The organism is Brevundimonas sp. LPMIX5 (genome assembly GCF_003576505.1).
Lineage (GTDB): Bacteria > Pseudomonadota > Alphaproteobacteria > Caulobacterales > Caulobacteraceae > Brevundimonas > Brevundimonas naejangsanensis.
This window is the reverse complement of the sequence record NZ_QWTZ01000002.1, coordinates 744213-763424: the sequence shown is the minus strand read 5'-3', so window position 1 is coordinate 763424 and position 19212 is coordinate 744213. Positions and strand designations below refer to the sequence as shown.

At 67.1% G+C, this 19212-nt stretch carries 20 protein-coding genes; 5 read left to right on the top strand and 15 right to left on the bottom strand.

From position 1 onward, the window contains the following. Positions 1-42: 42 nt before the first annotated feature. The 3 genes from D1604_RS04765 to ygfZ all read right to left on the bottom strand — a co-directional run bounded on the left by D1604_RS04765 (position 43) and on the right by ygfZ (position 1603). The gene (locus D1604_RS04765) at positions 43-243 is read right to left on the bottom strand and encodes a helix-turn-helix transcriptional regulator (RefSeq protein WP_119412378.1); all 201 of its coding nucleotides are present in this window, start codon (positions 241-243) and stop codon (positions 43-45) included. Beyond that, positions 240-704, bottom strand: coding sequence for a hypothetical protein (locus D1604_RS04760; RefSeq protein ID WP_119412377.1), 465 nt, complete (start codon positions 702-704; stop codon positions 240-242). Before D1604_RS04760 ends, D1604_RS04765 begins: the two co-directional genes overlap by 4 nt. A 104-nt stretch (positions 705-808) precedes the next feature. Further along, a complete protein-coding gene (gene ygfZ / locus D1604_RS04755) occupies positions 809-1603 on the bottom strand; it encodes a CAF17-like 4Fe-4S cluster assembly/insertion protein YgfZ (RefSeq protein WP_119412376.1) in 795 nt (264 codons plus the stop codon). A gap of 225 nt (positions 1604-1828) precedes the next feature. On the opposite strand from ygfZ, the gene ppdK reads away from it, so the two are divergent. The 3 genes from ppdK to D1604_RS04740 all read left to right on the top strand — a co-directional run bounded on the left by ppdK (position 1829) and on the right by D1604_RS04740 (position 6012). After that, the gene (gene ppdK / locus D1604_RS04750) at positions 1829-4519 is read left to right on the top strand and encodes a pyruvate, phosphate dikinase (protein WP_119412375.1); all 2691 of its coding nucleotides are present in this window, start codon (positions 1829-1831) and stop codon (positions 4517-4519) included. A gap of 219 nt (positions 4520-4738) precedes the next feature. Then, positions 4739-5272 carry a porin family protein gene (locus D1604_RS04745; RefSeq protein WP_119412374.1) on the top strand — a complete coding sequence of 178 codons (534 nt, stop codon included), beginning with the start codon at positions 4739-4741 and terminating at the stop codon, positions 5270-5272. A 212-nt stretch (positions 5273-5484) separates the two neighbouring features. Then, on the top strand, positions 5485-6012 hold the full coding sequence (locus tag D1604_RS04740; RefSeq protein WP_024353904.1) for a porin family protein: 528 nt from the start codon (positions 5485-5487) through the stop codon (positions 6010-6012). A gap of 73 nt (positions 6013-6085) precedes the next feature. On the opposite strand, the gene D1604_RS04735 is transcribed toward D1604_RS04740, so the two are convergent. From D1604_RS04735 to dsbD, 11 genes are all read right to left on the bottom strand, one after another. Beyond that, on the bottom strand, positions 6086-6352 hold the full coding sequence (locus tag D1604_RS04735; protein ID WP_024353905.1) for a hypothetical protein: 267 nt from the start codon (positions 6350-6352) through the stop codon (positions 6086-6088). A gap of 98 nt (positions 6353-6450) precedes the next feature. After that, positions 6451-7596 (bottom strand): beta-ketoacyl-ACP synthase III, encoded by a 1146-nt coding sequence (locus D1604_RS04730; RefSeq protein ID WP_119412373.1) that lies wholly within the window; start codon positions 7594-7596, stop codon positions 6451-6453. 149 nt (positions 7597-7745) lie between these two features. Beyond that, positions 7746-9809, bottom strand: a complete 2064-nt coding sequence (locus D1604_RS04725; protein WP_233551865.1) for a capsular polysaccharide biosynthesis protein — start codon at positions 9807-9809, stop codon at positions 7746-7748. Positions 9810-10023: 214 nt separating this feature from the next. Next, complete coding sequence (locus D1604_RS04720) at positions 10024-10842, bottom strand: HpcH/HpaI aldolase/citrate lyase family protein (RefSeq protein ID WP_119412371.1); 819 nt, start codon at positions 10840-10842, stop codon at positions 10024-10026. Continuing rightward, positions 10842-11519, bottom strand: a complete 678-nt coding sequence (locus D1604_RS04715) for an SDR family NAD(P)-dependent oxidoreductase (protein ID WP_119412370.1) — start codon at positions 11517-11519, stop codon at positions 10842-10844. The genes D1604_RS04720 and D1604_RS04715 overlap by 1 nt, the downstream gene beginning before the upstream one ends. Before the next feature lie 63 nt (positions 11520-11582). Continuing rightward, positions 11583-12476, bottom strand: coding sequence for an ROK family protein (locus D1604_RS04710; RefSeq protein ID WP_119412369.1), 894 nt, complete (start codon positions 12474-12476; stop codon positions 11583-11585). A gap of 12 nt (positions 12477-12488) precedes the next feature. Next, positions 12489-12986, bottom strand: a complete 498-nt coding sequence (locus D1604_RS04705) for a GAF domain-containing protein (RefSeq protein WP_119412368.1) — start codon at positions 12984-12986, stop codon at positions 12489-12491. Between the two features lie 99 nt (positions 12987-13085). Next, positions 13086-13223 carry a hypothetical protein gene (locus D1604_RS15715; protein WP_158584910.1) on the bottom strand — a complete coding sequence of 46 codons (138 nt, stop codon included), beginning with the start codon at positions 13221-13223 and terminating at the stop codon, positions 13086-13088. 135 nt (positions 13224-13358) lie between these two features. Then, positions 13359-13997: a DsbA family protein gene (locus D1604_RS04700; protein WP_024353912.1), complete on the bottom strand. Its 639-nt coding sequence runs from the start codon at positions 13995-13997 to the stop codon at positions 13359-13361. A 137-nt stretch (positions 13998-14134) separates the two neighbouring features. Next, complete coding sequence (locus D1604_RS04695) at positions 14135-14929, bottom strand: TlpA disulfide reductase family protein (protein WP_119412367.1); 795 nt, start codon at positions 14927-14929, stop codon at positions 14135-14137. Further along, a complete protein-coding gene (dsbD, locus tag D1604_RS04690; RefSeq protein ID WP_119412366.1) occupies positions 14926-16857 on the bottom strand; it encodes a protein-disulfide reductase DsbD in 1932 nt (643 codons plus the stop codon). The genes D1604_RS04695 and dsbD overlap by 4 nt, the downstream gene beginning before the upstream one ends. Positions 16858-16919: 62 nt before the next feature. On the opposite strand from dsbD, the gene D1604_RS04685 reads away from it, so the two are divergent. After that, on the top strand, positions 16920-17573 hold the full coding sequence (locus D1604_RS04685; protein WP_003167414.1) for a response regulator: 654 nt from the start codon (positions 16920-16922) through the stop codon (positions 17571-17573). Continuing rightward, entirely contained in the window at positions 17570-18904 is a 1335-nt protein-coding gene (locus D1604_RS04680; protein ID WP_119412365.1) for an ATP-binding protein, read from the top strand. The genes D1604_RS04685 and D1604_RS04680 overlap by 4 nt, the downstream gene beginning before the upstream one ends. A 46-nt stretch (positions 18905-18950) precedes the next feature. Here D1604_RS04680 and D1604_RS04675 read toward each other — a convergent pair whose 3' ends face one another. Further along, positions 18951-19124 (bottom strand): DUF1328 family protein, encoded by a 174-nt coding sequence (locus tag D1604_RS04675; protein ID WP_024353917.1) that lies wholly within the window; start codon positions 19122-19124, stop codon positions 18951-18953. Between the last annotated feature and the right edge of the window lie 88 nt (positions 19125-19212).

Genomic DNA, 19212 nt, shown 5'->3' with positions numbered 1-19212 from the left:
AAGTCCTTGGATTTTAGGGGTTTGGTCTAAAGAGCGGCCGGATCAGGCGATGAAGATGGCTTCGATCGGCTGGTCGAAGAGGCGGGAAATGCGGAAGGCGAGGGGCAGGGAAGGGTCGTAGCGGCCCTTCTCCAGCGCCTGGATGGTCTGGCGCGAGACGCCCAGGCGCTCGGCCAGATCGGCCTGGGTCCAGTCGCGTTCAGCGCGGAAGACCTTCAGGCGATTGACGAAGGCGCTGGTCATCGACGGGCGATCCACCAGCCGCACCAGGCGAGGCCATAGCCGACGGCCTGGGCCGCGAAGACGGCGAAGACGCCCAGGGCGATCAGGGCAGCGTCGGTGTGCGGCACGGCGGCGGGCAGCAAATTCACGCCTGCGAGGGCGGCGATGACGACGGCCGCGCCGCCTGCGACGAGGCCCAGGTTGCCGCCCCACCACCAGGCCCATTTGTGCGCCTCTTTGGCGGCCTCATCCAGGGCGCGCCACCAGTAGAGGGTGTGCAGGGCGGTGAAGACGGCCAGTCCGGCGCCCAGGACGACAACGCCGATCGACGGCGCGCGGCCCCAGGCGTCGGGCCAGAAGGGCGTGGCGGCGGTGGCGCTGACTCCGACCACGGTCAGGGCGCACAGAACGACGGTCAGATCGTCCATCTTCTTCTTGTTACGGGCGGCGGCTTCGCCTGCGGCGGTGATCTGGGTATTCATGACAAGCTCCCCTGTCGTGTTGACAAGTGAGCTTTACCAACGATGTCGCGTTTACGTCAAGCGACTTTTACATCACGACAAGCAGATTTTCCGTTCTTTCGAATTCAGCCTTGAAAATCAGGGATCCAGTCGGGCTTCGCGACCCGCACGGAGCGGCCCTCGACGGTCAGGTCGCCTTCCATGCGGTCCAAGCGCATCAGGGCGATGGCGCGCCCCTCGGCGCCGGTCATGACTTCGCCCGCCCGCAGGTCGCCGTTCAGCACCTCGGCGCCGCGTTCGGGGGCGGGGCCGTCGAAGGTGATGGCCATCATGCGGTTCTTGATCGTGCCGCGCCGCTTCATCCGCGAGGTCGTCTCCTGACCGATGAAGCAGCCCTTGTGGAAGTCGATGCCGTTCAGCAGGTCGAAGTCCGCCTCGATCGGATAGGTCTTGTCCTGCAGCGTGTCGGCTGTGGGATCGGGCACGCCCAGCGTCAGGCGGTGCGCCTGCCAGTCGGCCTCTGTCGCGTCGGTCTCGCTCTGATCTCCCCAGCGGCGGCCGCCCAGCGCCGGCAAGCGGGGATCATCGACAAAGCCGTCCGGCCTGTCGGCGCCCCAGGCGACGAAGACTGCGTCGGGAATCGCCATCACATCCACGCTGGAGCGCAGCCTGTACATCGACAGACGCTGGAGCAGGGCGTCGCGCCGGTCGGCCGCCACATCCAGAATGACGCCGTCCTCCTCGCCCCAGATGAACAGGTCGAACATCAGCCGTCCCGGCGGCGAAAGCAGAGCACCGAAGCGCAGTTCGCCGGGCTGCAGCGTCTCCACGTTCTGGGTGAGCAGATTATGCAGGAAAGGGCGGGCGTCGGGGCCGCTGATGCGGATCAGGGCGCGACTGTCGAGGCGGGCGATAGGCATAAGGCCTAGATAGGCGGCCTCGACCGCTTCCTCCAGTGCGTCACGCTGCGCCCCGGTTCTGCCGGACGAAACATCCCCTCACGGATTGTTGCAACTGCAGCCTCGCCTTCGCAGGTGCAGCGCGCTAGTGAGGGCGTCCGTAAGGCGGGACTCAGAATATACCCGCACCCTTCTACATATGCGGGGCTGGGACCCGCAGTCAGACCACGGTTCAGGAACTGCGAAATGACCAAGTGGGTGTACGGCTTTGGCGGCGGATCCGCTGACGGCGACGCTTCGATGAAGAATCTTCTCGGCGGCAAGGGGGCGAACCTGGCCGAGATGTCGTCCCTCGGCCTGCCGGTGCCGCCGGGCTTCACCATCACCACCGAGGTCTGCACCTGGTATTACGCCAATGAAGAGACCTATCCGACCGACCTGACCGATCAGGTCAAGGCGGCCCTGGCCCATGTCGAGGGCGTGGTGGGCAAGACCTTCGGCGACGCCGCCAACCCGCTGCTGGTCTCGGTGCGCTCGGGCGCCCGCGCCTCCATGCCGGGCATGATGGACACGGTGCTGAACCTGGGCCTGAACGACCAGACGGTCGAGGGTCTGGCCAAGCTGTCGGGCGACCGCCGCTTCGCCTTCGATTCCTACCGCCGCTTCATCACCATGTACTCCAACGTGGTGCTGGGTCTGGGCCACGACTATTTCGAAGAGGTGCTGGACGACCACAAGGATCGTCTGGGCGTCTCGGTCGACACCGAACTGACCGCCGAGAACTGGGAAAAGGTGGTCGCGGACTACAAGGCCCTGGTCGAGCGCGAACTGGGCAAGCCCTTCCCGCAGGATCCTCAGGCCCAGCTGTGGGGCGCCGTCGGCGCCGTGTTCGAAAGCTGGATGAACGACCGGGCGAAATTCTATCGCCGCATGCACGACATCCCTGAAAGCTGGGGCACGGCCGTCAACGTTCAGTCGATGGTGTTCGGCAACATGGGCGAGACCTCGGCCACCGGCGTCGCCTTCACCCGCAACCCCTCGACGGGCGAGAACAAGCTGTACGGCGAGTTCCTGATCAACGCCCAGGGCGAGGACGTGGTGGCCGGCATCCGCACGCCGCAGTCCCTGACCAAGGCGGGCCGCGAGGAGATGGGCGAAACGGCTCCTTCGATGGAAGAGGCCATGCCTGAGGTCTTCGCCCAGTTCGTCGACGTGGTGGGGCGGCTGGAAAGCCACTACCGCGACATGCAGGACATCGAGTTCACGGTCGAACAGGGCCGTCTGTGGATGCTGCAGACCCGCAACGGCAAGCGCACGGCCAAGTCGGCGCTGAAGATCGCTGTGGACCTGGCTTCGGAAGGCGTCATCTCTCAGGACGAGGCGGTCAGCCGCGTCGAACCGGCGGCGCTAGACCAACTGCTGCACCCGACGCTGGACCCCAAGGCGGCGCGCACGGTGGTGGCGGCGGGCCTGCCCGCCTCGCCGGGTGCAGCGACCGGCAAGATCGTCTTCGACGCCGACGAGGCGGAACGTCTGGGCCAGCAGGGCGACGCCGTCATCCTGGTCCGCGACGAGACCAGCCCGGAAGACATCCACGGCATGCACGCGGCGCGCGGCATCGTCACGGCGCGCGGCGGCATGACCAGCCACGCAGCGGTGGTGGCGCGCGGCATGGGGCGCCCCTGCGTCTCGGGCGCGGGCGAAATCTCGATCGATGAGAAGGCGGGGACCTTCACCGCGCGCGGCCGTACCTTCAAGGCGGGCGAGGTCATCACCATCGACGGCGGCAAGGGCGAGGTGCTGGACGGCGCCGTGGCCATGATCGAGCCGGAGCTGACGGGCGATTTCCAGACCCTGATGGGCTGGGCCGACGGCATCCGCCGCCTGAAGGTCCGCGCCAACGCCGAGACCGCCCTGGACGCCAAGACTGCGCGCGGTTTCGGCGCCGAGGGCATCGGCCTGTCGCGCACCGAACACATGTTCTTTGACGACGACCGCATTGCGGCGGTGCGCGAGATGATCCTGGCCGATGATGAGGCGGGCCGTCGCGCCGCCCTGGCCAAGATCGCGCCGTTCCAGAAGGCCGACTTCACCGAACTGTTCGCGATCATGAGCGGTCTGCCGGTGACCGTGCGTCTGCTGGACCCGCCGCTGCACGAGTTCATCCCGCACACCGAGGCTGAAATCGACGCCCTGGCCGCGCATCAGGGGCTGGACGCGGCCAAGCTGAAGCGTCGGGCCAGGGAGCTTCAGGAAACCAACCCCATGCTGGGCCATCGCGGCTGTCGCCTGGGCGTGGCCTATCCGGAAATCTATGAAATGCAGGTCCGCGCCATCCTTGAGGCGGCGCTGCAGGTGAAGGCGTCCACCGGCGTCGCCCCGATCCCGGAGATCATGCACCCGCTGGTCGCCCTGGGTCTGGAGATGAAATATCTGCGCGAGCTGACCGACCGCACGGCCAAGGCCGTCTTTGTCGAGGCGGGCGACAGCGTGGACTATCTGGTCGGCACCATGGTCGAACTGCCGCGCGCTGCCCTGCGCGCCGCCGATCTGGCCGAACACGCCGAGTTCTTCAGCTTCGGCACCAACGACCTGACCCAGACAACCTTCGGCATCAGCCGCGACGATTCCGGTCGCTTCCTGCAGGTCTATCTGGACAAGGGCATCTTCGAGAACGACCCCTTCGTCCGTCTGGACCAGAACGGCGTGGGCGACCTGATCCGCATCGCCGAGGAGCGCGGTCGCGCGGCCAAGCCGGGCATGAAGATGGGCATCTGCGGCGAACATGGCGGCGACCCGTCGTCCATCGCCTTCTGCGAAGAGGTGGGGCTGGACTACGTCTCCTGCTCGCCCTACCGCGTGCCGATCGCCCGTCTGGCGGCGGCGCAGGCGGCGCTGGCCGCCCGTTCGGGCGTAGAGCGCGAGAAGGACCGCTAAGGTCGGCTCTCAAAATCGATAAGGAAAGGGCGATCCGAAAGGGTCGCCTTTTTCTTGTCTTATAATAGTCGCTCTTGAAGGAACGTCGTGTGTGCTTCCGATTGCACAGTCATCGACTTCTTCATGAAGCATAAGGAACGTCTGCGGCGTGCGAGCTTTGTTTCTCCGCAAGGTGGTCAGGCCAGTCCTGCTCATCGCAATAAGGAGTGATTGAAGCTCATGCGTAATGTTATTCTCGCCGCCGCCGCGCTGTCTGTATTCGCCCTGCCGGCTGCGGCCCAGGTCGTGCAGCCGGGCGGCCCCACCTATTATGGTACGCTCGGCTATTCGCAACTGGACCATTCAGATGGGGACCTGGGCGCGGTGACCGGTCGTCTGGGCGCCAAGTTCAACCCTTATTTCGGCGTTGAGGGCGAGGGCTCGATCGGGGTGAAGGACGACGACTTCACCGTCGCCGGCGCCAAGGGCAAGATCAAGCACGACTACGATCTGGCCGCCTATGCGGTCGGCACGCTCCCGGTTACGCCCAACTTTGAACTGTTTGCGCGCGGCGGTTACGGCACGACCCGCATCAAGGGCGAACTGGCCGGTTTTGAGAGCAAGGCCGACGGTGAAAGCTGGAATTACGGCGTCGGCGCCAACTACTACTTCGACGCTCAGAACGGCCTGCGCGGCGATTGGACCCGCCGTGACTTTACCGACGATGGCGGCGAGGTGGATGTTTATTCGGTCAACTACGTCCGTCGCTTCTAAGCCGACTTAAGCGAACGGATCGGGCGCGCTTCTCGGCGGAGCGCGCCCTTCTTTTTTGAGATCTAGATGTAACACTGTATGTGTCGTTATTGCATCACAGGGCTATGTCTTTGATATTCGGCATGGAACTATAGGTCCTGCCTACCCATTTATCCCTGTGTTGGATGGGGCATGTGATCACAGAAGTCACATCATCTAAGGAGTATGAAATAATGCGTAACGTTCTTCTCGCCGCCGCCGCTATGTCTGTTCTTGCCGTTCCGGCGTTTGCTCAATCGAATCCTGAGCCGCGCGGTTATGGATCGCTGGGTTACACGCATATGGAAGGCGACGCAGCCCAGACCGGCGCCGTCAGCGGGCGCCTGGGCGTCGACCTGAACCGCTACCTCGCCGTCGAGACGGAAGTGGGGGTAGGGGTCAAGGATAAGGACATCACCGTCGCCGGCGTCGATGGCCAGATCAAGCATGAGTGGGACGCCGCCGGTTATGTCGTCGGCAAATACCCGATCGGCGACAAGCTGGAACTGTTCGCTCGCGGCGGCTACGGCCACACCGAGCTGAAGCAGGAACTGGCGGGCGCCGAGACCAAGGTCGGCGGCGACAGCTGGAACTATGGCGTCGGCGCCAACTACTACCTGGACGGCGTGAACGGCGTCCGCGCCGACTGGACCCGTCGTGACTTCCGCGATGACCGCGGCGAGGCTGACGCCTATTCGGTCAGCTACATCCGTCGCTTCTAAGCGCGGATAGTCTGAAATGACGAAGGCCCGCTCCATCGGAGCGGGCCTTTTTCGTTGACTGAAACCTTATGGGTCAGGCGACGTCGGGCGCCAGAGCCCAGCGCAGGGACCCTTCGCCGAAGGGGCGGATGAAGAAGTCGCGATAGCGTTCAAACACCTCGATGATCTTCATCTTGAGGTCCTGAGTCACCGACTCGCCGCGTTGGCGCTTCAACGCCGCGACGCAGTTGATGACTATATCCTGATGGGCGGAACCGCCCATGCGTTGCAACACCGTGGCCACGTCGTGCGCCAGCGGATCACTGAGTTTTTCAGCCCAAGGCAAAGCTGTCTGAGTCATTCGGGCATCGTCCCCCCTGTTTCTCGACGCGTTACGGTTTGCAAAATTTTCCGAACAGTGCAAGCGCCGCCGGAAATAATGATTCCCGAACGACTGAATCAGGGGCGCTTTTGCACAAAAACCGTGCCCGCCGAATAACCTGCGCCGAAGCTGCAGATCAGACCCGTATCGCCCGGCGCGAAGCCCTCGTGGTGCAGATGGAAGGCGATGATCGACCCGGCCGAGGAGGTGTTGGCGTAGTCGTCCAGGATGATGACGTTCTCGCCGGGCTCAGGCTCGCGACCCAGCACCTTCCTGCCGATCAGGGTGTTCATGTTGATGTTGGCCTGGTGCAGCCACAGGCGCTTCAGTCCGTGCGGGTCCAGGCTCAGTTCGGCGGCGTGGTCCAGGATCATCTCCGACACCATCGGCACCACCTCCTTGAACACCTTGCGACCCTGCTGGACGAACATCTTGTCGCTCAGGCCGTCGGGCGAGACGGGCTCATGCCCGTCGGTCGGCAGGGCGGCGCGGTCCAGAAAGCCGAAATTGTTGCGGATGTTGTTCGAGAAGCTGGTCTGCAGCTTCGTGCCCAGAATGTCCCAGCCGCCCGGCTCGGCCTGATCCTCGGCCTCGATGATGACGGCGGTGGCGACGTCGCCGAAGATGAAGTGGCTGTCGCGATCCTTGAAGTTCAGGTGCGCCGAGCAGATTTCCGGGTTCACCATCAGCACGGCCTTGACCGAGCCCGAGGCCACGAAGTCCGCTGCCGTCTTGATGCCGAAGGTGGCCGAGCTGCACGCCACGTTCATGTCGAAGGCGAAGCCCTCAATGCCCAGCGCCTGCTGCACCTCAATGGCCATGGCGGGGTAGGGGCGCTGCATGTTCGATGCAGCGCAGATGACGGCGCCGATCTCGCTGACCGGCTTGCCCCAGGCCCTGATGGCGTCTTCAGCGGCCTTCACCGCCATTTCGGCCAGGATCGACAGTTCGTCGTCGCCGCGCGCGGGCAGGTGCGGCAGCATCCGCTCGGGGTCGATGATGCCTGACTTGTCCATGACGTAGCGCGCCTTGATGCCCGAGGCCTTCTCGATGAAGGCTTCGGACGAGGGCGTCTTGGCCTCGACCTCTCCGGCGGCGATGGCCTGCGCGTTGGCCGCGTTCCAGCCTTCCGCCCACGCGTTGTAGGCGCCGACCAGCTCCTCGTTCGAGATCGACTGTTCCGGCGTGAACAGGCCGGTGGCGGAGATGACGGCTTTTTGCACTGTATGGTTCCCTGACGCTCGGCGCGCGGCGCCTCGCTGCATGAGGGAACATGGAGTCCCCGGCGCTCGACAAGCCTTATGTCGGCGCCTCGCGGCGAAGTTCGGGCGCCTCGCGGGCCGGACTCAGTCCGTTGCGATGACGAACTTCCTCAATAAGCCGGGGGAAGGCTGCGGTCGAGACTGGCCTTTATGCCCCGCCACCAGCGATTGATCCGACCGCGCGGCGGGGCGGGCAGGGGATGGTCGCGCGCAGCGATCAGGGCCTCGACCAAATCCTCGGCCTCGCACGGCCAGCCGTCCGGCGTGACATAGACCGGATAGCCGATCAGGGCGGCGTGGATGACGCTCTGCAGACTGGCGCGGCGCGTGCGCCGTTCGAACGTCAGCTGATCGTCGGTCAGGCCCCAGCCCGCATAGAAGGGGCGACCATAGACGCTGACCGGCTTGCCCCGCATCAGGGCCTCGAACCCGGTCAACGACGTCAGGGTCGCCAATCGGTCGCAGGCGTTCAGACAGTCCACGATGTCCAGATCGTCGGCCGAGGCGTCGACCTCCTCCATCGCCGCATGGTCCAGCAGGCCGGGCCGGTTGCCCGCAGTCACGTCCGGGTGGTTGCGATAGATCAGGAAGGCGTCGGGATGATCCGCCCGCGCCGCCTTCACCAGACCCGAGTTGGTGCGAAGGTCCGGTCCGCAGCCCATCATGATCGAGCGGTCGTTCTCGACCTGGCCCACGACCAGCAGGATGGGCTTGTCGGTCGGCCAGTGCGCCGGAACGCCCGCGCCCTTCAGATTGTATTTCGACAGGCCCGCATCGACCACGCGGGCGCGAAGGGCCTCGGCCCGCGCCGCCTGATCGGGCGACGGCTCGCCCGCCTCGATCAGGCTTTCCAGACGGCTGGGTCGGGTCGGGTCGTAATAGACCCCCTGATCGTCCAGCGCGACCGACAGGGCGCCGAAGAAGTCGGACCCCAGCCCGCGCGAGCGGATGAAGCCGTCCTCCATCCGCACGACGGGCCCCTCGAAGGCGTCGGCGGCGGCGCGGATCTGCGGCGTCTCCTTGCCGGCCCACCAGATCAGCCTGCCGTCCGTCGCCCGCGCATGGGCGACGGCGGCGGATGAGCGCCAGAAATAGCGCACGCGGCCCTTGGGCGAGTTCAGCAGGCGGCGCACCGGCGGCCGCTTGGCCGGGGCGAAGCCGACCGCCGCCCAGTCCCCTGCCAGCCGGTCGGCCCGGTCGCGCAGGGCGATCAGCCGATCCAGCGCCTGTTCCGCCTCGCATCGCTGGCCGGTGACGGGATCGACATAGCGGGTGTAGGCGATCAGGGCCGCCGCCGCGACCTGCTCCAGATCACGCGCCACGCCGCGTCGTCCGGTCTGAACCGCATCCGTCGTCAGCCCCCAGCCGGAATAGAAGGACGCGCCGAAGCAGCGCACCGGCAGGCCCCTCAACAGCGCCTCGAACCCCAGCGCCGAAGTCACGACATAGACCGCGTCTACTGCCGCCAGCAGGTCGGCAGGCCGCACGTCGGTGTCGATCAGGGTGACGCCCTGAAGCTGGTCCGCCGGGATGCAGCCCTGCTTGCGACCCGCCGCCACGGCGGGGTGGCGCTTGACGATCAACTGGGCGTCCGGCTCGTCGCGCCGGGCGGTCGCCAGCATCTCGGAGAAGCTGGCCTCGGTCGCCAGCCCATAGCCGATGGAGGCGTCGCCGAAGGTCTGGTCCACGATCAGCACCCGGCGGCCGGGTTTCAGCAGGCCGGGGTCCACCGGCCCGCCCATATTGGTCTTGGACACGCCGGAGGCGACGATGCGGTCGATCAACGCACGCGACCGTCCGCGCATCGCATCGTCGCACCAGTCGGGCGCGGTCTGAATGAGATGTTCCAACCGACTGGGCCGGGTCGCGTCGTAATAGATGCCCAGATCATCGACGATCAAGCTCAGGCTGGTCGCTCCGCCCTCGCCGATGCCGACCGAGCGCAGGAAGCCGTCTTCCAGCGCGACATAGGGTTTGCCGTGCTTCGCCGCCCAGCGTCGGCCCGCTTCCGCCGTCGGCTTCATGCCCCAGCCGAGGACGGCCTCGATGGACGATCCGGGCAGGGCGGACAGGTCGTAATCGGTCAGGAAGGCGGACAGGAACGGCGCCTTCAGCACCCCGGGCGCACAGACCCAGGCGCGGGTTTTCGACAGGGGCGGAAGCGGTGCGGTCATGGAGCCGTGTCTAAGGTCTGCCGTAAGAAGGCGCCACCCCGCTCTTCCTTCTCCCCTTGAGGGAGAAGGTGGCAGGCGGAGCCTGACGGATGAGGGGTGTGAGCGCGCCCTGTCCGAAATGTTTCCCAGCGAAGTCGCTAATCATCTGCCCTCGCGCCGACACCCCTCATCCGAGCGCCTCCGGCGCCCACCTTCTCCCTCAAGGGGAGAAGGGTCAGAGATCGGCTAGAAGGTTTTGGGCGGCGTGCAGGTGCAGCCGCTCCACCATCTCGCCCTCGACGCGGATGACGCCCAGCCCGGCGGCCTCGGGCGTGGCGAAGGCGGCCACTACCTTGCGCGCCCATTCGATCTCGTCGGGCGAAGGGCCGAACGCTGCGTTGGCGCCCTCGATCTGAGCGGGATGGATCAGGCTCTTGCCGTCAAAGCCGTAGAGCCTCCCCTGCGCGCACTCGGCGGCGAATCCGGCCTCGTCCTTGATGCGGTTGAACACGCCGTCGATGACGCTCAGGCCGTTGGCGCGGGCATGGGCCACGACGGCCGCCAGCCAGGGCTTCAGCGGCTCGCGGTCGGGCGACGCGCCGGTCTTCAGGTCCTTGGCCAGATCGTTGACACCCAGCATCAGGCCGCTCAAGGCCCTGTCCGCCCCGGCGATCTCGCCGAGATCCACCAGAGCGCGCGGCGTCTCGATCATGGCCCACAGGGCGACGCCGGGGCGCAGCGCCGCCGACAGGGCGTGTACCATGGCCGCGCTCTCGACCTTGGGCGCGACGATCAGGTCGACGGGGGCGTCACGCAGGGCCTTCAGGTCGTCGGCGCCCCACGGCGTGTCGAGACCGTTGATCCGCACGCCAAGGCGCGGGCTGAAGCCGCCTTCCTTCGTCGCCGCGACGGCGGCCGCACGGGCTTCAGCCTTCATTTCGGGAGCGACGGCGTCCTCAAGGTCCAGCATCGCCACGTCGCATGGCAGGGTGCGGGCCTTCTCGATGGCCCGCGCATTCGAGGCGGGCAGGTAGAGGACGCTGCGAACCCGCATCAGACCTTGCCCGTGACGGGGATCAGGGCGCCCGTCACCGCCCGCGCCTCGGGCGAGGCGAGGAACAGGATGACGGCGGCCAGATCGGCGGGCGCGACCCACTTCGACGGATCGGCGTCGGGCATGTCGGTGCGGTTGGCCGCCGTGTCGATGATGGAGGGCAGGACGGCGTTGACCGTCACCGAGGTCGACTTCAACTCCTCGGCCAGGGCCTCGGTCAGGCGGTGAACCCCGGCCTTGGAGGCGGCGTAGGCGCCCATGCCATGCCCGGCCTTGATCGCGCCGTTGGCGCCGATGTTGACGATGCGGCCTTCGTCTGAGGCCTTCAGATAGGGCAGGGCGGCGCGGCTGGCGTTCAGCGTCGTCTTGACGTTGAGGGCGTGCATCCGGTCGAATTCATCGCCATCGCTTTCGACCGGGCTCCAGACGAAGCCGCCGGCGATGTTCAGCAGGGCGTCCAGACGGCCGTAATGGGCGGTGACGGCCTCGATCGCGGCCTTGGCCTGGGCGGGGTCGGTCAGGTCGACGCCGTTGATCTCGAACACATCGGGGTTCGGCGTGCGCGGCGGGGTGCGGCCGATGACGGCGACGGACAGGCCGCGCGCCTGCGCCGCCTCGACGACCGCCCGGCCAAGGGCGCCGTATCCGCCGGTGATCGCCACGACTCTCTGGCTCATGCTTCCTGCTCCTGTCGGTTCGGTGCGGACCATAGCGGGGCGCGTGCCCCGATCAATTGGAGATCAGGCGTCCCACAGCCGCGCGGCGCCGCGCACGCCCGAGGAGTCGCCCCACTTCGCCGGGACGATCCGCCCGTCCCAATGGTCGGAGAAGACATGGCGCGCCACGACCTGCGGCAGGCGGTCGTAAAGCTCGTCCACGTTCGACATTCCGCCGCCCAGCACAAAGACCTCCGGGTCGGCCAGGTTGACGACCATCGCCAGCGCGCGCCCCAGTCGGTCGATGTAGCGATCCAGCGCGGCCACCGCCTGCACATCGCCAGCGCGTGCGACATCCACGATGGCCTGCGCCGTCCGCGCCCGACCGGTCGCGGCTTCATGATCGCGCTGGAAGCCGGTGCCGGACACCCAGGTCTCGAGACAGCCATGCAGGCCGCACCAGCAGGCAGGGCCGGGCGCCTCGTCCGCCGAGGGCCAGGGCAGGGAGATGTGGCCGATCTCGGCGGCGACGCCGTGCGCGCCCTCGACGAGCTTGCCGTCGATGACCAGTCCGCCGCCGCAGCCGGTGCCCAGGATGACGCCGAACAGGCTGGCGGCGCCCACGCCCGCGCCGTCGGCGGATTCTGACAGGGCCAGGCAGTTGGCGTCGTTCGCCAGCCGCACCGGGCGGCCCAGCGTGGCCTCCAGATCATCGCCGAAGCAGCGGCCGTTCAGATATATTGAGTTGGCGTTGCGGATCAGGCCGGTGCGCGGTGAGAGCGAGCCGGGAATGGCCAGTCCGACCGATTGCGCAGGGCCGACCTCGGCCTCGACCCGTGCGATCAGGTCGGCGACGAGGCTGATCGCGGCGTCATAGGTTCCGGGGTTCGGCTCGCGTATGCGCGCGATGAAGGCGCCGGATGCATCCAGCGCCGCCGCCTCGATCTTGGTGCCGCCGAAGTCGATTCCTATACGCATGGTTTTGAGGTCTCACCCCGCGCCGAACACCTTGGCCATCAGCCGTTCCAACGCCGCCGCATCCACGGCGTCGAAGGCGGCTGTCTCCGTGGCGTCCACATCGAGCACGGCGATCAGGTCGCCTGCCGCGTCCAGCACCGGAACCACGATCTCGCTGGCCGAACGGCTGTCGCAGGCGATATGGCCGGGGAAGGCGTGAACGTCCTCGACCACCTGAGTCTGGCGCGTCTTCGCCGCCGCGCCGCAGACGCCGCGCCCGAACGGGATGCGCAGGCAGCCTAGCGTGCCCTGATAGGGCCCGACCACCAGTTCGTCGCCCTTGTCCGCATCCACGACGTAAAAGCCGGTCCAGAAGAAGGCGGGGAAGGCGTCAGCCAACATCGAGGCTACCGTGGCCATGCGCGCCGTCAGGTTGGGCTCGCCCTCCAGCACGGCCAGAATCTCGGCCTCGACCTCGGCATAGCGTTCGGCCTTGTCGGCGGGGCGGTCGTCACGGGCGACGTAGGACATGAAGCGGGCTCAGCGAATCGGGACAGGTTGAACGCGCCGCGACCGTGCCGCAGCGTGGCGGCAACATAGTCCTTTGTCGCCGGATCGAAAGGTGGGGCGTCAGTCTTCTGGCGGGCCGTCGGGTTCGCCGTCCTGATCCTTGTCCGCAGCGCGCCGGGGGCCGGTGATGGCGCGATCCAGCCCGGTCAGAAGAACCGCCAGCATCAGGACGCCGAAGAAGAAAAGGCCAAGGTTCATGTCGTTCAGAACGGTTCTTGGTTTGCCGAGGTTCCCCTGAACGCGGCGGAGGGGAAGCGGGATCGGCGAGGCGCACAGCGTCTTCCGCGCCGCGCCGAAACCCGAGCCTGTATTATGGAGCCTTCGCCTGCTGAATCAGCGCAGGGGCTGACCGGAGCGAATGCGGGCGATCACGGCCTCCAGCTGGGCCTGTGGCATTCCGCCGGGGATCAGATTGCCGTTGATGACGAAGGCCGGCGTGCCGTTGAGGGCGAGGGCGGCGGCCTCTCGGCTGTTGAGCAGCAGGACGGCGTCGATTTCCTCGCGATGGGCCGCCAGGTCGCGATCCAGCTGTTCCATGTCGACGCCGGCTTCGGTCGCCAGTTGACGCGCCTTCTGATTGGTCTGGATGCGATCCGGCGCGCTCATGAAGGCGTTGTGCACCGCGTGGTACTTGTCCTGATAGCCGGCGGCCAGGGCGATGCGCGCCAGGTTCTCGGACACGGCGCCGAAGATGGGCCATTCCTTGTACAGCACGCGCACCTTCGGATCGGCTTCCATCAGGCCGTTGAGCTCCGGGATCATCATTTTGCAGTAGGGGCAGTTGTAATCCATGAAGCCGATGATGGTGATGTCGGCCTGTTCGGCGCCGATGAAGGGCGTCGCCGGATTCTTCAGCAGGTCGCTGAAGCCGACCTCTGCGATCATGGGCATGTCCTGCGCGGCGTCGGCCGGACCGCAGGCCGCCAGGCTCATCGTTGCGGCCAGCATCAGGGCGAGCGCGGGCTTGTTCATGATCAGACTTCTCCGGGTGTTATGACGGCCATCTACGGCCATGATCTCGGCGAGGCGCGCGCCTCAAAGGTGTGGGCTTCGTCCACGCCCGGTCTTAAGTCAGGCTTAAGACGCAGACGGGTCGGGGATTTTCCGTTTCAGTCCAGCCGCGCGATTTCGGCGGCGATACGCTCAGGCCCGATTTCGCCCAGATGCGCCCTGGCCAGTCGCCCGTCGTTTCCAAGGAAGAAGGTGATGGGCAGACCGACCGTGCCGTAGTGGCGCGGCAGGTCCATGTGCGGGTCAAGCAGGACGTGCTCCAGCGTCAGGCCCTCGCGCGCCAGATAGGTCCGTACGGTTGCTTCGCCCTCGCCCTGATTGACGAACAGGAAGCGCACGTCGGGATTGGCCTTCTGGGCGGAGGCCAGGGCGGGCATCTCGCGGCGGCAGGGCGGGCACCAGCTGGCCCAGACGTTGATCACGGTCGGGCGATCGGACGGCGCGGCCATGTCGAGCGGGGCGCCGTCCAGCTGCGCCAGGGTGATTTCGGCGGGGGGCAGGGGCTCGGTCGCGGACGCCAGCTGATGCGCTGCGACCCAGGCCAGCGCGCTGACGGCGACCGGGGCCAGAGCCCAGGCGCGTTCCTTGGCGGTTTTGAGCAGCGCCGCCGTCGCCAGCGCGACGACCGGGATGACCCAGAGCCAGGCGAAACCGCCCTGCCAGACGGCGACGGCGCGCAAGGGGTCGGCCTGAAAGTGCTGCCAGTTGGCGACGACATAGGCCAGACGGGCGACCAGAACGCCGCCGAAGACGACGAAGGTGCTCCATGCGTTGAAGCGGATGCTCACCCGGCTGGCCAGGAGGCCCGAGCCGACGACGAAGACGAAGATGCCGATGATGATGGAAAGCCGCTCGCCGGACAGGACGAGGGGGCCGAGCTCAAGCGCGTTCATCGGGCGGCCTGTGCGCTGTCGAGCGAGGCCAGCACCTTGCTCACGGTGGTCTTGCCGACCAGGCGGGTGGACGCAGGCTCCTGTGATGCAGGGGACAGGAAGATCAGCGTCGGCGGGCCGACCACGCCGTAGGTCTCCATCAGCTGGCGGGTTTCCGGCGTGTTGTTCGTCACATCGACCTTGATCAGATCGGCGTTCTGAAGGGCGGCGACGACCCGGCCGTCGGCGAAGACTTGCCGGTCCATCTGCCGACAGATGACGCACCAGTCGGCGGTGAAATAGATCATCGTCGGGCGTGAGCGGGCGGCTGCGTCGCCGATGGCGCGCTCCAGCCCGGCGGGGTCAACGACCACGGCGGCGGGGACAGGCGCCGCGCCCGGCCCGGCGACGCCGGGCGCCGAGCGGGACGCGAGCGGGGCCAGCGGACGCCAGGGATCGGCGGCGCCCATGCTGAGGCCGATCAGAAGCATGATCCCCCAGGCGGCGACGGCCAGTCCGGCGGCGCGGGCGAGGCCGGCCGGACGGCTGGCCGCGGGGCCGCTGAAGAGGCCAAGAGCGGCGGCGGCGGCCAGAGCCAGCATCGCGCCCAGCGCCAGCACGACGGTCGGCGGCAGAATACGGCTCGCCAGCCACCAGGCCATCCCCAGGAAGATGAAGCCGAACAGAATCTTGACCCGATCCATCCACGCCCCGGCCTTGGGCAGGAAGCGGGCGCCGGCCGTGCCGAAGACGATCAGGGGCACGCCCTTGCCCAGCCCCAGAGCGAACAGAGCCGCCGCGCCGAGGCCGACATCGCCGGTCTGGGCGATGTAGAGCAGGGCGCCCGCCAGCGGCGCGGTCACGCATGGGCCGACGATCAGGGCCGAGGCGAAGCCCAGCCCGGCGGCCGAGCCGACGGAGCGCCGCCCGGTCCCGTTGTCGCGCGAAAGACGGCTGGTCCAGGCGGACGGCAACTGCAGTTCGAAGCCGCCGAACATGGAGGCGGCCAGCACCAGGAAGATGATCGACAGGGCGCCGACGGCCCAGACCGACTGAAGCGCCATCTGCAGGTTCTGACCCGACCAGGCGGCGGCCACGCCCAGCAGGCCGAAGGCGGTAGCCAGTCCCAGGACATAGGCCGTGGAAAGCACCAGCCCGCGCCGGGTCCCGCGTCCATCGACGCCCCGTCCGATCACGCCGGCCAGGATCGGATACATGGGGAAGACGCAAGGGGTGAAGGCCAGCAACGCGCCGAAACCGAAGAAGGCCAGCAGGACCCAGGCGAAGCCCCCCTGATCCGCCAGCCGGTCGACGAAGCCCGCGTTCTGGTCCAGTCGAACGGCGGGGGGGATCGACGAAGCGTCGTAAATGGCGGCGGTTGCATCCGTGGCGCCGACGGCCTCAGATTCAGGCAGAGCTTCGGGCTCGGGCGCCGATTGAGGTTCAGACGTTGACAGGCTTTCAGGCGCGGGCGGCGCCTTCAGGGTTGGCGCGGCGGCGGCGAGCGCGGCGCGGGGCAGGGCTGGAACCGCGACGGTCCGCGTGGTCGGCGGATAGCAGATCGAGTCTTCCTTGCACCCCTGATAGGTGATGTTGATCGATCCAGGGGCGCCAGCGCGCTCCAGCGTCGCCGCCGACAGGCGCGCCTGTCCGGCTGTGCGCCAGATGTCGACCACGCCGAAGCCGGGGTCGTCCTTCTTCTCGCCGGACTGCAGTCGCAGGCTGAGGGTGTCCTCGGCGCCTGGCGCGGCAGCGACGGTGTGGTCGCGATACAGGTAATGCCCCGGCGCGATGGCCCACCGGAACGTCAGGTCGCCGTTGATCTCTCGCGAGACCTTGAGCGTGAAGGCCTGGTCCGGAGACAGGAAGGACTGGGCGCGTCCGACGGCGGGGACGGCCAGCATCAGGGCGAACAGGATCGCCAGAAGGCGCCAGGAAATGATCTTCATGCTTCCGGGGTCGGCGTAAGAGCTTAAGTCAGGCTTAAGCCGGGCGGCGGAAGGCATAGGGCATGAGACTGCTCATAGTGGAAGATGATCCGGTGCTTTCGGACGGCCTTCAGGTCGGGCTGACGGCGTGCGGCTGGACAGTCGAGGCCATGACCCGCATCGAGGACGCCCTGGCCGCCCTTGAAAGCTCGGCGTTCGACGCCGTCGTCCTGGACCTCAATCTGCCCGATGGCGACGGTCTTCAGGTCCTGCGTTTCGTGCGGGAGCGCGACATGGACGTCGGGGTGGTCATTCTGTCGGCGCGCGACGAAAGCCGGGACCGGATCGGCGGTCTGGACGCGGGCGCCGACGACTATGTTGGCAAGCCGTTCGATCTTGATGAACTGGCGGCGCGGCTGCGGGCTGTGCGGCGTCGGCTGCTCGGGCGGTCTCGCCCGGCCCTGACGCATAAGGACGTTACGCTGGACCCGAAGGCGCGGCTGGCTTGGCGCGGGGAACAGGATCTGCCGCTGTCGCGCCGAGAGTTCGCCATCCTGGAGGCCCTGATGGAACGGCCGTCGGCCGTGCAATCGCGTAACCAGCTGGAAGAGCGTCTCTATGGCTGGCAGGAGGAGATAGGCTCCAACGCCGTCGAGGTTCACGTCCACCATCTGCGGGCCAAACTGGGTTCCGCCTTCATCCGCACGGTGCGCGGCGTGGGATACACCCTGCAATGACCTCCATCCGGATCAGGCTGTTCGGCATTCTGGCCCTTGTGACCGCTCTGGTGTGGGGCGCAGCGGTGGTCTGGGTGGAGATCCATACCCGGCATGAGGTCCAGCGCGTGCTGGACCGGCGGCTGATGGAATCGGCGCGCATGGTGTCGTCCCTGATGCGCACGGGCGAGATGACGCCGGTGGTGAATCCGGTCCTGCCGGGGCCTGTTCCGGCCTATGAGCGTCAGCTGTCGTGTCAGATATGGACGGTGAACGGCGAACTCATCGCGCGTTCCCAGAACGCTCCGGCCGAGAGTCTGGCGCCGGACGAAGACGGCTTTTCAGAGCGGGTTATCGAAGGCGAGTGGTGGCGCGTCTACACCGTGCACATGCCTGACGACGGCTATCGCGTGATGGTCGGAGACAGTCTGACGATCCGCGAACATCTGATCAGCAGCGTCGTCACAGGCCTGCTCGGTCCGGCGGCTCTGGGGCTGGCTGCATTGGGCGTGCTGATCTGGTGGTCGGTGGGGGCCGGGCTGCGGCCGGTCCGTCAGATGACCCGCATCCTGACCGAACGGGACGCCGACGATCTGTCGCCGATCGGCGTGGCGCCCGGCGGGTCTGATCTCCAGCCCTTCGTGCAGTCTCTGGACGCTCTGATGGACAGGGTGCGCGCGGCCCGGTTGCGGGAGACGGAGTTCACAGCCGCCGCCGCGCACGAACTGCGCACGCCGTTGGCGGGGCTGCGTATCCAGGCCCAGATCGCCGCCGCGACCGGCGACGAACAGACGCGCCGACATGCGCTGGAGCAGATACAGGTCTCGGTCGACCGGACCGCGCGTCTGGTCACCGGACTGCTGGCCCTTGCGCGCGAGGACGTAACCGCCATCGATGATCGCGAAAAACGGTGGACGGGTCTCGCCGCTCACTTCGAGGCTCTTGGGGCGGAGCCGCGGCTTCAGTTGCCGGACGCTGACGTCGAGGTCTTCGCTGATCCTGATCGCTTCAGCCTTGTGGCGGCCAATCTGCTGGCCAATGCGCGGCAGTTCGCCCGCAGCCGCATCAGCCTGTCGGTACAGGGCGAGGGACCGTTCGCCGTCATCGCCGTCGATGATGACGGGCCGGGCGTCACCACAGCCGATCTGGAACGGTTGGGACAGCGATTCTTCCGGCCGTCGGGCAGCCCCGGCGGCGGCAGCGGCCTGGGGCTGTCGATCGTGGTCTCCGCGGTGAAGGCGCATGGAGGCGCTGTCCGGTTCGCCCCGTCTGCGATGGGCGGCCTGCGGGTGGAGTTGCATGGGCTGGCCGTAAGGCGGCGCCTGTCAGGGCGCGTATCCGACGATAGTTGAGCGGATACGGCCGCCCTGTTCAGCGACAGGGCGGCGCAGGTTCGCTTTAGGTGACCTTCTTCGCCACCGTGAAGCCGAGCACCAGGAAGATCGCGAAGATGATCAGCGCCAGAACAGCCAGGAATTTGGCTATGCCCGCTGCGGCGCCCGCAATCCCGCCGAAGCCGAGCAGGCCGGCGACAACGGCGATGATGGCGAAAATGATAGCCCATTTAATCATGTCGTTCTCCTTCGTACCCAGGCGCAACGACAGGCGTGGCTGACGGTTCCGCGCGCCTTTGCCGTTCGGCGGAAAGAGCCGGAATATC